This window comes from Pseudomonas fluorescens (genome assembly GCF_902497745.1).
GTDB lineage: Bacteria > Pseudomonadota > Gammaproteobacteria > Pseudomonadales > Pseudomonadaceae > Aquipseudomonas > Aquipseudomonas fluorescens_BM.
On record NZ_CABVHJ010000006.1, the window covers coordinates 169,810 to 183,187 of the forward strand.

Here is a 13,378-nt window from a genome sequence, read left to right on the forward strand (position 1 = left end):
TCCAGCCTTACACAAAAACAACCAACAACCACGATCAAAAAAGCCCCCCACCAATCACTCGGTAGAGGGCTTTTCTACATCAGCAGCCGTCAGATCAAACCTTGACGATCCAGCCCGCTGGCGCTTCGATGTCGCCGGTCTGCACGCCGGTCAGCTCTTTGTAGAGCTTCTGGGTCACAGGACCCACTTCGGTCTCGCTATGGAACACATGCAGATGGTCGTTGTAGCTGATACCACCGATCGGGGTGATCACCGCAGCCGTACCGCAAGCGCCGGCTTCTTTGAAGTCCGACAGCTTGTCGATCAGCACGTCGCCTTCAACCACTTCCAGGCCCAGACGCGTTTTTGCCAGTTCGATCAGCGACAGGCGGGTGATGCCTGGCAGCACGGACGGCGAGTTCGGGGTGATGAACTTGTTGTCGTGGGTGATCCCGAAGAAGTTGGCCGAACCGACTTCTTCGATCTTGGTGTGGGTCATCGGATCCAGATAGATCGCGTCAGCGAAGTTGGCTTTCTTCGCTTTCGAGCCCGGCATCAGGCTGGCGGCGTAGTTGCCGCCGACCTTGGCTGCGCCGGTGCCTTGTGGGGCGGCGCGGTCGTAGCTGGAGATCTGGAAGTTGTGCGGGGTCAGGCCGCCCTTGAAGTAGGCGCCGACCGGAATGCAGAAGATCGAGAAGATGAACTCGGGTGCCGTGCGCACGCCAATGTTGTCACCCACGCCGATCACGAACGGGCGCAGATACAGCGCGCCGCCAGTGCCGTATGGCGGAATGAAGCGCTCGTTGGCGCGAACCACGGCTTTGCACGCTTCGATGAACTGCTCGGTGTCGACCGTCGGCATCAGCAGACGCGCGCAGCTGCGTTGCATACGCAGGGCATTCTGGTCCGGGCGGAACAGGTTGATCGAGCCGTCCTTGCAACGATAGGCCTTCATGCCTTCGAAGCACTGCTGGCCATAGTGAAGGGCAGTCGAGCCTTCACTGATGTGCAGCACGTTATCTTCGGTCAGGGTGCCTTTGTCCCACTCGCCATCGCGAAAGTACGACAGATAGCGTTTGTCGGTCTTGATGTAATCAAAACCCAGCTTGTCCCAATTGATGCTTTCGTTACCCATGACACCCTCTATCACTGAACAACCGTCGAAACGGTTCAAGGCTTCTGACGTTTTTTGGATGGGCACAACAATACTTCATTCTTGAGCGGTTTCGCAGCCCGGACTATCGGATGACACACAGATAAATCGTGTTGCCCTCAAGAATTCGCGAGCAGGTCGAATCGTCGCACCGTCGCTCCCACATTTGAAATGCGTTCCACCTGTGGGAGCGAGCCTGCTCGCGAAGGGGCCGGTGTTGCCACCACCATCTACAGGTGCAACGCATGCCCCAGAGCACGCAACGCCGCTTCCTGTACCGCTTCACCCAAGGTCGGATGCGCATGAATGGTGCCGCCGATGTCTTCCAGCCGCGCGCCCATTTCCAGGCTTTGCGCAAACGCTGTCGACAATTCGGAAACGCCCACGCCTACCGCTTGCCAGCCAACAATCACATGGTTATCCCGACGAGCGACCACGCGCACAAAGCCGCTTTTCGATTCCAGCGTCATCGCCCGTCCATTGGCGGCGAACGGGAAACTGGAAACGATGCAGTCCAGACCCGCAGCTTTTGCCTCGTCCGGGGTTTTGCCGACCACCACCAATTCCGGGTCGGTGAAGCACACGGCAGCAATCGCTGTCGGGTTGAATTCGCGGGTTTTGCCGCTGATCAACTCGGCAACCATCTCACCTTGAGCCATGGCGCGGTGGGCCAGCATCGGCTCGCCGCTCAAGTCGCCGATGGCGTAAACGTTGCGCATGCTGGTCTGGCAGCGACTGTCGATCTTGATCGCCGAACCGTTCATATCCAGATTCAGCGCTTCGAGGTTCCAGCCTTGGGTATTCGGTTTGCGACCGACGGCGACTAGCACCTGATCGGTTTCCAGATTCAGGGTTTCGCCTTCTGGATCGCGCACCTGCAAAGTGCCGTCGAAGCCCAGCACGCTGTGCTTCAGATACAGCTTCACGCCCAGTTGCTTCAGCGCGTCATGCACCGGTTGCGTCAGTTCGGCGTCGTAGGCCGGCAGGATGCGATCCTGCGCCTCGACCACGCTCACGTCGGCGCCAAGCTTGCGATAAGCGATGCCCAGTTCCAGACCGATGTAACCACCGCCCACCACCACCAGACGTTTCGGCACGGATGTCGGTGCCAGTGCTTCGGTGGAAGAGATGATCGGTCCGCCAATCGGCAGGATCGGCAGATTGACGCTGGTCGAACCGGTGGCCAGCACCAAGTGCTCGCACTGGATGCGCGTGTCGCCGACGTCGACGGTTTTACCATCGATGACCTTGGCCCAGCCATTGATGACCTGAACTTTGTTCTTCTTCAGCAGTGCAGCGACGCCGGTGGTCAGGCGATCAACGATGCCGTCCTTCCACTCGACGCTTTTAGTGATATCGAGCGTCGGCGCGGCAACGCTGATGCCCAGCGCCGAATGCTGGCTGTGATGCTGCGTCTGGTGAAACTGCTCAGCCACATGAATCAGCGCTTTCGACGGAATGCAGCCGATGTTCAGGCAGGTGCCGCCCAACGATTGACCTTCGACCAGAATGGTCGGAATGCCCAGTTGGCCGGCGCGGATCGCCGTCACATAACCGCCGGGACCGCCGCCGATAATCAGCAGCGTAGTGTTCAGAGATTGCATGCGCGCCTTACTCCACAAACAAGGTGGCAGGTTGTTCGATCAAGCCGCGAATGGCCTGGATGAAGAGTGCCGCGTCCATGCCGTCGACCACGCGGTGATCGAAGGAGCTGGAGAGGTTCATCATCTTGCGGATCACCACCTGGCCTTTGACGACCATCGGCCGTTCAACGATTTTGTTCACGCCGACGATGGCCACTTCCGGCAGGTTCAGCACTGGCGTACTGACGATGCCGCCCAGTGCACCGAGGCTGGTCAGGGTGATGGTCGAGCCGGACAATTCATCGCGGCTGGCCTTGCCATTGCGTGCGGCGTTGGCCAAACGGGAAATCTCGGCGGCGCTGTCCCACAGGCTGCGCGCCTCGGCGTGACGCACCACCGGCACCATCAGGCCGAGGTCGCTTTGCGTAGCGACGCCGACATGCACGGCGCCGAGGCGAGTAATGACCTGGGCTTCGTCGTCGTAACGGGCGTTCATCTGCGGGAAGTCGCGCAGGGCCACAACCAGAGCGCGGACGAGGAACGGTAGCAAGGTCAACTTGCCACGGCTGGCGGCGTGTTTTTCATTCAGATGTGCGCGCAGTTCTTCAATCGCGGTGACGTCGATTTCTTCGACATAGCTGAAGTGTGCGGCACGCTGGGTAGCGTCCTGCATGCGCTGGGCGATCTTGCGGCGCATGCCGATGACTTGAATCTGTTCTTCGTCGTTACGCTGGGCGTAAGCGGCGGCGACTGGAACTGAAGCGTTGGACTGACCTTGCGCCAGATAGGCTTCAAGGTCTTCGTGCAACACACGACCGGCCGGGCCGGAACCGCGCACCAAACGCAACTGAATGCCCAGATCCAGCGCATGTTTGCGCACGGCCGGCGAGGCGAGCGGACGTTCGTCTGCTTCGCGGGCAACCATCGGGCCTTGGCAAACCGCAGCAGGGCGCGGGGCGGCTGGAGCAGGTTTACTCTCAACGACTGCTTCAACTTTCGGCGCCGCAGGTGCTTCTTTTACCGGAGCAGGAGCAGCCGATTCCTTGAGGTTGCCAGCACCTTCAACCTCGATGCTGATCAGCACACTGCCAACCGCCATCACTTCACCTGGCTGACCGCCGAGGGCAATCACTTTCCCGTGCACTGGCGACGGAATATCGACCATCGCCTTGTCGGTCATCACGTCCGCCAGCACCTGGTCTTCAACGACCAGATCGCCAACCTTGACGTGCCACTGCGACAGTTCTACTTCTGCGATGCCTTCGCCGATGTCCGGCATCTTGATAACGTGCGTGCCCATTCAGACCTCCATAACCCGTTTCAACGCCGCGCCCACTCGGGAGGGCCCTGGGAAATACGCCCACTCCTGCGCGTGCGGGTAGGGAGTGTCCCAACCGGTGACGCGTTCGATCGGCGCTTCCAGGTGATGGAAGCAATGCTCTTGCACCAGCGACACCAGTTCGGCGCCGAAACCGCAGGTGCGCGTGGCTTCGTGAACCACCACGCAACGGCCGGTTTTCTTCACCGACTTGACGATGGTTTCCAGGTCCAGCGGCCACAGGCTGCGCAGGTCGATGACTTCAGCATCCACGCCGGATTCTTCGGCAGCGACTTGCGACACGTAAACGGTGGTGCCGTAAGTCAGCACGGTTACGTCCTTGCCCGGGCGAGTGATCGCAGCAACGTCCAGCGGCACGGTGTAGTAACCGTCCGGGACCTGGGCTTGCGGGTGTTTCGACCACGGGGTAACCGGGCGGTCGTGGTGGCCGTCGAACGGGCCGTTGTACAGGCGTTTCGGCTCAAGGAAGATCACCGGGTCATCGTTTTCGATGGAGGCGATCAGCAGGCCTTTGGCGTCATATGGGTTGGAGGGCATCACGGTGCGCAAGCCGCACACCTGAGTGAACATCGCCTCGATGCTCTGGCTGTGGGTCTGACCGCCATAGATGCCGCCGCCGCATGGCATGCGCAGGGTCATCGGTGCGGTGAACTCGCCAGCCGAGCGATAACGCAGGCGCGCCGCTTCGGAAATGATCTGGTCGGACGCCGGGTAGACGTAGTCGGCGAACTGGATCTCGGCGACCGGACGCAGACCGTAGGCGCCCATGCCGACGGCCACGCCGACGATGCCGCTTTCCGAGATCGGCGCGTCGAACACCCGCGAGGTGCCGTATTTGGTCTGCAGGCCTTCGGTGCAACGGAATACGCCGCCGAAGTAGCCGACGTCCTGACCGAACACGACGACATTGTCATCACGCTCAAGCATCACATCCATGGCCGAGCGCAGGGCCTGGATCATGGTCATGGTGGTCGTGGTCATGGCGGTTTCCAACTGAATATTGTTGTTGTGATCGTTCATGTCAGATCCCCAACTGCTGACGCTGGCGCTTCAAGTGCTCCGGCATCTCTTTGTAGACGTCTTCGAACATGGTCGCGGCGCTTGGAATCTGGCCGCCGGCGAGGGTGCCGTACTGTTCGGCCTGTTTCTGCGCGGCAATCACTTCGGCTTCGAGCTCGGCGCTGACGGCGGCGTGCTCTTCCTCCGACCAGTGACCGACCTTGATCAGGTGCTGTTTGAGACGGGCGATCGGGTCGCCGAGCGGGAAGTGGCTCCAGTCATCGGCCGGACGATATTTCGACGGATCATCGGAGGTCGAGTGCGGGCCGGCACGGTAGGTGACCCATTCGATCATGGTCGGGCCGAGGTTGCGGCGGGCGCGTTCGGCAGCCCAGGCAGATGCCGCATACACCGCGTAGAAGTCGTTGCCATCCACGCGCAGCGAGGCGATGCCGCAACCGACGCCGCGTCCGGCGAAGGTGGTGGCTTCACCACCGGCGATGGCCTGGAAGGTCGAAATCGCCCATTGGTTATTCACGACGTTGAGGATCACCGGCGCACGATAAACGTGAGCGAAGGTGAGGGCGGTGTGGAAGTCCGATTCGGCGGTGGCGCCGTCACCGATCCACGCCGAGGCGATTTTGGTGTCGCCCTTGATCGCCGAGGCCATGCCCCAGCCCACGCCCTGAATGAACTGGGTGGCGAGGTTGCCGGAAATAGTGAAGAAACCGGCATCCTTGACCGAGTACATGATCGGCAATTGCCGGCCCTTGAGCGGATCGCGCTCGTTGGACAGCAGTTGGCAGATCAGGTCGACCAGCGGAACCTCGCGGGCCATCAGAATGCTTTGCTGGCGGTAGGTCGGGAAGCACATGTCGTCGATGTTCAAGGCTAGGGCCTGAGCACTGCCGATGGCTTCTTCGCCAAGGCTCTGCATGTAGAACGACATTTTTTTCTGACGCTGGGCGACCACCATGCGGTTGTCGTAGATCCGCGTCTTGAGCATGGCGCGCATGCCTTTACGCAGGATCTCGACCGGCACGTTCTCGGCCCATGGGCCGAGGGCGTTGCCCTGATCGTCGAGCACACGAATCAGCCCACGGGCCAGGTCGGCGGTGTCGGCAGGTTCGACGTCGATGGGAGGTTTGCGCACCGTACCGGCATCGGTCAGATGCAGGTAGGAAAAATCGGTTTTGCAGCCTGGACGGCCCGAGGGTTCAGGGACGTGCAGACGCAGCGGTTCATACGCTTGGGTCATGGCTTCTACGCTCGATCTTGTGAATTTCTTGTAGTGAGCTGGCAGTCATTCTTCGGTAGAAGAAATCTTGTCCTACAACAATCATAGGCCCGGGCAAGAAGAATATTTATCTCTGTTTCGTTGCGCTGGAGACGATTTGCAGATAGAAATTCTGCATAAACATAAAAAACAGGTGGTTTTGTCTCATGCGCAAACTGGACCGTACAGATATCGGCATTCTCAACAGCCTTCAGGAGAATGCGCGCATCACCAACGCCGACCTCGCACGCTCGGTGAATCTGTCGCCGACACCGTGCTTCAACCGGGTCAAGGCCATGGAAGAATTGGGGCTGATTCGCGAGCAGGTCACGCTGCTGGATGCCGATCTGCTGGGGCTGCACGTGAACGTGTTTATTCACGTGAGCCTGGAGAAGCAGGTCGAGGAAGCGCTGCAGCATTTCGAGGAAGCCATTTCCGACCGCCCGGAGGTGATGGAGTGCTACCTCATGGCCGGAGACCCGGATTACCTCATCCGGGTCCTGGTGCCGACGATTCAGTCGCTCGAACGCTTCATGATGGACTTCCTGACCAAAGTGCCGGGTGTGGCAAATATCCGGTCAAGCTTTGCGCTGAAACAGGTGCGCTACAAGACCGCGCTGCCGTTACCCGCTAACGGTTTGACGCTGGGCAGTTGAACGTCAGATATAGTCATAGCGGTAATCGAGCTCTGCGGTGAAGAGGGTTTGCTGGACGGTAAAGGTTTGCGCCCAGGGCGCCAGTTCGTTGGCGGGGTGAAAGATCAGGACGGTTTCATTCATGTCTGTCGAGCCGGCCTCATTGGTAAAGCCGGGAGTGCCAGGATGCTGGTGTTTCCAGCGTTCCCACAACAAGTCGAGGTAGCAGTGGTGCAGGAAGAATATTGGATCATTGGGTGAGGAAGCGTCCCCCATGCTGCCGCCTATCCACGCATGCACCGGATTGTGCAATTCGATTTCCGAGACATTTTCCCAACCACTCCCATTCATCCAGTAAGGCGCCCTGTTGAGCGTCGATATGACGGTCTCTGCGCTGGGCAGTGCGCCGATTGCCCCGAGATTTCGACGAATGCCCGTGTTGCCTGTGCCTTCGTCCCAGACCCTGACATCGAATTGCGATTGTTCCCTGGAAAACGGGCCGCTGGTGACACGCTGGTCTTGCAGGTTGTCACCGTTCGAACCCATGAAGTCCGAGGTGAAGGGGTTGTCGGCGCCGGTCAGTTGCCAGTTCCAGTAAGGCAAGGTGATGGTCGGATCACTGGCGGCGGACTGCAGGGCCAGTTCGAACTGGCGGATCAGAATGCGATGCCACGGATAGAACAAGGGGCTTCGATGTGGATTGGGTACCAGCGGACTGGCCCCGCCCATCGAATTCTTGTGGATCTGGACGAAATCATCATAGCGGCATTGCTGCCCGGGTCGCAGGACACTGTCGACGTTGTTCTTCAGCCTCAGGATGGCATCGATGAATGCGGATTTCTGTTGCGGTGTCATGTCTCGGTGATTACGACGAATATCCATATTGCGAAAACTCCATTGAATGTTTGCCCAATGGAGTCTGCTCGCTTACAGGATTTTCACCAGTTCATCACCCTCGACAGCGTTCGTAGGAAAAATAATCCGGTGGCCGGTCGAGCGGTTTTTTCCTATAGGGAATTGAGCGGAATCTTCAGGTAAACCACACCGTTGTCCTCCGCTGGCGGCAGATGTCCGGCCCGGACATTCACCTGAATCGCCGGCAGCAACAGCGTCGGCATACCCAGCCCGGCATCGCGCTTGGTGCGCATTTCGACGAACGCTGCTTCATCGATCCCGTCATGCACATGAATATTGCTTTTGCGCTGCTCGCCGACCGTGGTCTGGCACTGCGAGGCGCGACTCTCGGGCGGATAATCGTGGCAAACGTAGAGTTTCACGCTGGCGGGGAAGGCCAGCAGTTTGTGGATCGAGGCAAACAACTGATGGGCATTGCCACCGGGAAAGTCGCAGCGCGCCGTGCCGACATCGGGCATGAACAGCGTGTCACCGACCAGAATCTGCTCGCCATCGATCAAATAAGCCATGTCCGCCGGGGTGTGGCCGGGGACGTGCAGAGCGGTGGCCTTGAGGTTGCCGATGCGGAACGACTCGTTCGGCGCGAACAGGTGATCGAACTGCGAGCCGTCGACGCAAAACTCCGGCTCCAGATTGAACAGCGTCTTGAACACGTTCTGCACTTTGCTGATCGATTCACCGATGGCGATCTTGCCGCCCAATTCCCTGCGCAGATACGGCGCGGCGGACAGGTGATCGGCGTGGGCGTGGGTTTCCAGCAGCCACTGCACCTGCAGGTTGTGCGCGCGAACGAAGGCGATGATTTTGTCGGCTTGGGCGGTGCAGGTGCGTCCGGCGGCGCCGTCGTAATCGAGCACCGGATCGACGATCGCGCACTGCCCGCCATCGGCTTCATAGACCACATAGCTGTAGGTCGAAGAGGCGGGGTCGAGGAAAGCTTCAATCTGCGCGGGCATGGACACCAACCTGAACAAGGGAAATGGGTTGCAACACTTTATCTAAAAACATAATGTTCGCAGCTTAAGTGACCTTCAAGGCATCGTGCAAATGCAATCCAGTCTGACCGAATGTGAAGTCGCCCAGCTGCGCGCCTCGGCCTCCAAGGCCTGCGCGTTGCTCAAGGCTCTGGCCAATGAGGATCGCCTGCTGATCCTGTGTCAGCTGACTCAGGGTGAGCGCAACGTCGGCGAACTGGAAAAGATGACCAGCGTGCGCCAGCCGACGCTGTCTCAGCAATTGGGCATCTTGCGTGACGAAGGGCTGGTCGCGACCCGTCGTGAAGGCAAGTACATTTTCTACGGCCTCGCCAGTCCGGAGGTCATCCAGGTGATGAAAACGCTCTCCGGGTTGTATTGCGGCGCCGTGCTGAAAAGTCTGGGCCATCAATAAATGCCAGCCATGACACTGGTTCAATGTGGGAGCGAGCCTGCTCGCGAAAGCGCTAGGTCAGGCAATACTTGCATCGACTGATACGCCGCCTTCGCGAGCAGGCTCGCTCCCACATTGGGATTTGTGGTTTGGCTCGAACAATCCTTGCGTGCAGCAAAAGGAACAAGCAATGAACGATCAACACTGGGGCCCATCCATCAGTGCAGACATCGTGGTCATCGGCGGTGGTACGGCCGGTATCGGTTTTGTCGCCAGTCTGCTCAAGCGTGATCCGAGCCTGAACATCACGGTCATCGAGCCGAGCACTCACCATTACTACCAACCGGCGTGGACGCTGGTCGGCGGTGGCGCTTACGACGTGAAAGACACGGTCAGGCCGATGGCCAAAGTACTACCGCGCCAAGCCACTTGGATACAAGCCGCCGTCACCGGCATCGATCCCGACAAAAAACAACTCACCCTTAACGACGAGCGCACGGTCAGCTACCAGAACCTGATCGTCTGCCCCGGCCTGCGTCTGGCCTGGGAGAAGATCGAAGGCTTGCAGGAAAGCCTCGGCCAGCACGGCGTCACCTCCAATTACAGCTACCAGCACGCGCAGTACACTTGGGATCAGGTGCAGAAACTGCGCGGCGGCAAAGCGCTGTTCACTCAACCGGCGATGCCGATCAAATGTGCCGGCGCGCCGCAAAAAGCCCTGTACCTGTCCTGCGATCACTGGCTCAAAAGCGGCGTGCTGAATAACATCCATGTCGAATTCAACCTGGCCGGCGCCGCACTGTTTGGCGTGGCGACGTTCGTGCCGCCGTTGATGAAGTACATCGAAAAGTACAACGCACAGTTGGCGTTCAATTCGAATCTGGTCAAGGTTGACGGCCCGACGAAAACCGCCTGGTTCGAGATCAAGGACGCTGAAGGCAACGTCACCCGCGAGGCGAAGACCTTCGATCTGCTCCATGTCGTGCCGCCGCAGGTTGCGCCGGATTTCATTGCCCAGAGCCCGTTGGCCGATGCTGCAGGCTGGTGCGAAGTCAATCCGCACAGCCTGCAGCATCCGCGGTTTCCCGAGGTGTTCGCACTCGGTGATATCTGCGGCACCAGCAACGCGAAAACCGCCGCAGCGGTGCGCAAACAAGTGGTCGTGGTGGCGGAAAACCTGCTGGCCCTGCGCAAGCAACAACCGCTGCCTCTGAAGTACGACGGTTACGGTTCCTGCCCGCTGACGGTAGAGAAGGGCAAGGTGATTCTCGCCGAGTTCGGTTATGCCGGGAAGTTGCTGCCGACTTTTCCAATGGACCCGACTGTGGCGCGACGTTCGGCGTGGTTTCTCAAGGCCTCGCTGCTGCCGTGGTTCTATTGGAACGGCATGCTCAAGGGCCGTGAGTGGCTGACAAGTCTGTCCAAGGTCGACTGAGAAAACCCTATGTTGCTGGCAAGTCTGTTTGGCATGGTGATGGGGTTGGTCCTCGGCTTGACCGGGGCCGGCGGCGGGATTCTTGCGGTGCCGGCGCTGGTGCTCGGGCTTGGCTGGACGATGACGCAAGCGGCGCCAGTGGCGCTGTTTGCGGTCGGCAGTGCAGCTGCGGTCGGCGCGATCGATGGCTTGCGTCATGGCCTGGTGCGCTATCGCGCGGCGTTGTTGATTGCGGCGTTGGGTGCGGTGTTCTCGCCGTTGGGAATTTACTTCGCGCATCAGTTGCCGGAGAAAATCCTGATGATTCTGTTCAGTCTGCTGATGGTCATGGTGGCCTGGCGCATGCTGCGTCGCGAGCGTCAGCAGGAGGGGCCGAGCGATCACGGTCACGCCAGTTGGGGCCAGAAGAACTGCATGCTCAATGAAGAAACCGGGCGTTTTGACTGGACCGCCAAATGCACCGCTACGTTGGCGGCGCTGGGCGCCATTACCGGCGTGGTTTCTGGATTGCTCGGGGTCGGTGGCGGTTTTTTGATCGTGCCGGCGTTCAAGCAACTGACCGATGTGCAGATGCGCGGGATTGTCGCCACGTCGTTGATGGTGATCAGTCTGATTTCGGCAATCGGGGTGATCGGCTCGTTTCACGCAGGCGTGCGGATTGACGGACAGGGCGCGGCGTTCATCGTCGCCAGCATTGTCGGCATGATCATCGGCCGCAAGCTTTGTGCGCGAGTGCCGGCGCGGGCGTTGCAGGTGGGGTTTGCCAGTGTGTGTCTGGTGGTGGCGGGGTATATGTTGTTGCGGGCGTGAGGTTCAAAAGAAATCGCAGCCCATCAAGGGCTGCGATCTTTCTATCGGCTTACAACACCAGATGCGGCAACCACAGCGACAGTGCCGGCACGTAAGTCACCAGCATCAACACCAGGAACAGCACGGCATAGAACGGCAGCAGCGCCTTCACGGTGCTTTCAATACTCACTTTGCCCACCGCCGAGCCGACAAACAGCACCGCACCCACCGGCGGCGTTATCAATCCGATCCCAAGGTTCACCAGCATGATCATGCCGAACTGCACCGGGTCGACGCCGATGCCGAGAATCACCGGCATCAGGATTGGCGTCAGGATCAGGATCAGCGGCGCCATGTCCATCACCGTGCCGAGCAACAGCAGCATGACGTTGATGCACATCAGGATCACGTAGCGGTTGTCCGAGAGGGTCAGGAACATCGTGGTGATCTTCGCCGGGATCTGCATCAGGGTCATGATGTAGCCGAAGCTCGCGGCGAAACCGATCAGGATCATCACGATCGAAATCGTCCGCACCGTACGGTGCATCAGTTTCGGCAGTTCGCTCCACTTGTAGTCGCGGTAGATGAACATGGTGACGAAGAATGACCACAGCACCGCGATGGCCGCCGATTCGGTCGCGGTGAAGATGCCGGACAGGATGCCGCCGAGGATGATCACCATCGCCATCAGGCCCCAGAGGGCTTCGCCGACGATTTTCAACGCCTGGCGCATCGGGATCACTTCACCCTTCGGATAATTGCGTTTTCTCGCGAAAATCAGACACAGCACCATCAGACAGGCGCTCATCAGCAAGCCCGGCACGATGCCCGCCATGAACAGCGAGGCAATCGAAACCGTGCCACCAGCGGCCAGGGAGTAAAGCACCGAGTTATGGCTTGGCGGGGTCAGCAGGGCTTGCACCGAACCGCTGACCGTCACGGCGGTGGAGAAGTCCCGTGGATAGCCCTTGCGTTCCATTTCCGGAATCAGCACCGAACCCACCGACGCGGTGTCGGCCACCGACGAACCGGAGATCGCGCCGAAAAAGGTCGAGGCGACAATGTTGACCAGTGACAGACCGCCGCGGACAAAACCCACCAGCACCCCGGCACACGCCACCAACCGGCGGGACATGCCGCCCTCGGCCATGATCGCACCGGCCAGTACGAAGAACGGAATGGCCAGCAGCGAGAATTTGTTCACCCCCGAAGCGACCTGAATCATCACCGCCTGGAACGGAATGTCGATCCACCATGCACCGATCAGCGCGGCGGCGCCCAGCGCATAGGCGACTGGCATGCCGATCAGGATCAAAGCGATAAAACTGCCCAGCAGTATCAGAGCGTCCATTAAGCGGCACCTTCACTTTCTTCAACCAGGTCGAACTGCACGACGCGCCGTTTGCTCTGGTCACCGAGCAAGAGTTTTTCCAGCACGAAAATCAGCGTCAGCAAGCCGCCCACCGGAATGGGCAAGTAGGTCACGCCAACGCGCAGATCGGGCAGGGCGGCCATGAACTGGTTCCAGGTGGACATGCACAGCTTGGCGCCCCAGATCGTCATGAAGATGCAGATCGCCGCCATCAGCAGCTGGGAAAAAATCGCCGCTGCGGATCTCACGTGCGCTGGCATGCGATCGGTGAGCATGGCCACGGCCATGTGCGCGCCGGCGCGGTAACTGGCGGCGGCGCCGATGAAGGTAAACACCATCATCAGCAGGATCGCCGTGGGCTCGGGCCAGCTCGAACCGGTGCCCAGGACGTAGCGGGCGAACACGCCCCAGGGAATCATCAGGGAAATCGCCAGGACGGAAAGGCCGGCGACCCAGATGCACGTCATGTAGATCTTGTCGTTGATACGCAGCAGTAGATTCTTCATCGGGTTCCACCGTAACCGGGCGCGCCGCA

13 protein-coding genes are annotated in these 13,378 nt (G+C 59.7%); 4 read left to right on the plus strand and 9 right to left on the minus strand.

Annotated elements, in window-relative coordinates:
* Positions 1-94: 94 nt before the first annotated feature.
* From F8N44_RS11520 to F8N44_RS11540, 5 genes are all read right to left on the minus strand, one after another.
* Positions 95-1,114 (minus strand): branched-chain amino acid aminotransferase, encoded by a 1,020-nt coding sequence (locus F8N44_RS11520; protein ID WP_007915073.1) that lies wholly within the window; start codon positions 1,112-1,114, stop codon positions 95-97.
* 248 nt (positions 1,115-1,362) lie between these two features.
* Entirely contained in the window at positions 1,363-2,736 is a 1,374-nt protein-coding gene (gene lpdA, locus F8N44_RS11525) for a dihydrolipoyl dehydrogenase (protein ID WP_150650388.1), read from the minus strand.
* 7 nt (positions 2,737-2,743) lie between these two features.
* Positions 2,744-4,015, minus strand: a complete 1,272-nt coding sequence (locus tag F8N44_RS11530; RefSeq protein WP_150650389.1) for a dihydrolipoamide acetyltransferase family protein — start codon at positions 4,013-4,015, stop codon at positions 2,744-2,746.
* Positions 4,016-5,074, minus strand: coding sequence for an alpha-ketoacid dehydrogenase subunit beta (locus F8N44_RS11535; protein ID WP_003224000.1), 1,059 nt, complete (start codon positions 5,072-5,074; stop codon positions 4,016-4,018).
* 1 nt (position 5,075) lies between these two features.
* Entirely contained in the window at positions 5,076-6,311 is a 1,236-nt protein-coding gene (locus F8N44_RS11540; RefSeq protein ID WP_150650390.1) for a 3-methyl-2-oxobutanoate dehydrogenase (2-methylpropanoyl-transferring) subunit alpha, read from the minus strand.
* Positions 6,312-6,496: 185 nt separating this feature from the next.
* On the opposite strand from F8N44_RS11540, the gene bkdR reads away from it, so the two are divergent.
* Positions 6,497-6,985 (plus strand): Bkd operon transcriptional regulator BkdR, encoded by a 489-nt coding sequence (gene bkdR / locus F8N44_RS11545; RefSeq protein ID WP_016985245.1) that lies wholly within the window; start codon positions 6,497-6,499, stop codon positions 6,983-6,985.
* Positions 6,986-6,988: 3 nt separating this feature from the next.
* Here bkdR and F8N44_RS11550 read toward each other — a convergent pair whose 3' ends face one another.
* Both F8N44_RS11550 and F8N44_RS11555 read right to left on the minus strand, forming a co-directional pair.
* On the minus strand, positions 6,989-7,846 hold the full coding sequence (locus F8N44_RS11550; RefSeq protein ID WP_150650391.1) for a tyrosinase family protein: 858 nt from the start codon (positions 7,844-7,846) through the stop codon (positions 6,989-6,991).
* A gap of 125 nt (positions 7,847-7,971) precedes the next feature.
* Positions 7,972-8,835, minus strand: a complete 864-nt coding sequence (locus F8N44_RS11555) for an MBL fold metallo-hydrolase (protein ID WP_150650392.1) — start codon at positions 8,833-8,835, stop codon at positions 7,972-7,974.
* Between the two features lie 91 nt (positions 8,836-8,926).
* On the opposite strand from F8N44_RS11555, the gene F8N44_RS11560 reads away from it, so the two are divergent.
* The 3 genes from F8N44_RS11560 to F8N44_RS11570 all read left to right on the plus strand — a co-directional run bounded on the left by F8N44_RS11560 (position 8,927) and on the right by F8N44_RS11570 (position 11,492).
* Positions 8,927-9,268, plus strand: coding sequence for an ArsR/SmtB family transcription factor (locus F8N44_RS11560; RefSeq protein WP_150650393.1), 342 nt, complete (start codon positions 8,927-8,929; stop codon positions 9,266-9,268).
* 169 nt (positions 9,269-9,437) lie between these two features.
* Positions 9,438-10,682, plus strand: a complete 1,245-nt coding sequence (locus F8N44_RS11565) for an FAD/NAD(P)-binding oxidoreductase (protein WP_150650394.1) — start codon at positions 9,438-9,440, stop codon at positions 10,680-10,682.
* Between the two features lie 9 nt (positions 10,683-10,691).
* Positions 10,692-11,492 (plus strand): sulfite exporter TauE/SafE family protein, encoded by an 801-nt coding sequence (locus F8N44_RS11570; protein ID WP_150650395.1) that lies wholly within the window; start codon positions 10,692-10,694, stop codon positions 11,490-11,492.
* Positions 11,493-11,541: 49 nt separating this feature from the next.
* Here the strand turns inward: F8N44_RS11570 and F8N44_RS11575 are convergent, their stop codons facing one another.
* The gene (locus tag F8N44_RS11575) at positions 11,542-12,822 is read right to left on the minus strand and encodes a TRAP transporter large permease (protein WP_102899273.1); all 1,281 of its coding nucleotides are present in this window, start codon (positions 12,820-12,822) and stop codon (positions 11,542-11,544) included.
* On the minus strand, positions 12,822-13,349 hold the full coding sequence (locus F8N44_RS11580) for a TRAP transporter small permease (protein ID WP_150650396.1): 528 nt from the start codon (positions 13,347-13,349) through the stop codon (positions 12,822-12,824). Before F8N44_RS11580 ends, F8N44_RS11575 begins: the two co-directional genes overlap by 1 nt.
* Positions 13,350-13,378: the final 29 nt, after the last annotated feature.

Excerpts from the sequence above, each read along its gene's own strand:
- lpdA (WP_150650388.1), bottom strand. The coding sequence starts at position 2,736 with ATGCAATCTCTGAACACTACGCTGCTGATTATCGGCGGCGGTCCCGGC.
- F8N44_RS11580 (WP_150650396.1), bottom strand. The coding sequence starts at position 13,349 with ATGAAGAATCTACTGCTGCGTATCAACGACAAGATCTACATGACGTGC.
- F8N44_RS11565 (WP_150650394.1), top strand. The coding sequence starts at position 9,438 with ATGAACGATCAACACTGGGGCCCATCCATCAGTGCAGACATCGTGGTC.
- F8N44_RS11575 (WP_102899273.1), bottom strand. The coding sequence starts at position 12,822 with ATGGACGCTCTGATACTGCTGGGCAGTTTTATCGCTTTGATCCTGATC.
- F8N44_RS11555 (WP_150650392.1), bottom strand. The coding sequence starts at position 8,835 with ATGCCCGCGCAGATTGAAGCTTTCCTCGACCCCGCCTCTTCGACCTAC.
- F8N44_RS11520 (WP_007915073.1), bottom strand. The coding sequence starts at position 1,114 with ATGGGTAACGAAAGCATCAATTGGGACAAGCTGGGTTTTGATTACATC.
- F8N44_RS11560 (WP_150650393.1), top strand. The coding sequence starts at position 8,927 with ATGCAATCCAGTCTGACCGAATGTGAAGTCGCCCAGCTGCGCGCCTCG.
- F8N44_RS11570 (WP_150650395.1), top strand. The coding sequence starts at position 10,692 with ATGTTGCTGGCAAGTCTGTTTGGCATGGTGATGGGGTTGGTCCTCGGC.
- F8N44_RS11530 (WP_150650389.1), bottom strand. The coding sequence starts at position 4,015 with ATGGGCACGCACGTTATCAAGATGCCGGACATCGGCGAAGGCATCGCA.
- F8N44_RS11535 (WP_003224000.1), bottom strand. The coding sequence starts at position 5,074 with ATGAACGATCACAACAACAATATTCAGTTGGAAACCGCCATGACCACG.
- bkdR (WP_016985245.1), top strand. The coding sequence starts at position 6,497 with ATGCGCAAACTGGACCGTACAGATATCGGCATTCTCAACAGCCTTCAG.
- F8N44_RS11550 (WP_150650391.1), bottom strand. The coding sequence starts at position 7,846 with ATGGATATTCGTCGTAATCACCGAGACATGACACCGCAACAGAAATCC.
- F8N44_RS11540 (WP_150650390.1), bottom strand. The coding sequence starts at position 6,311 with ATGACCCAAGCGTATGAACCGCTGCGTCTGCACGTCCCTGAACCCTCG.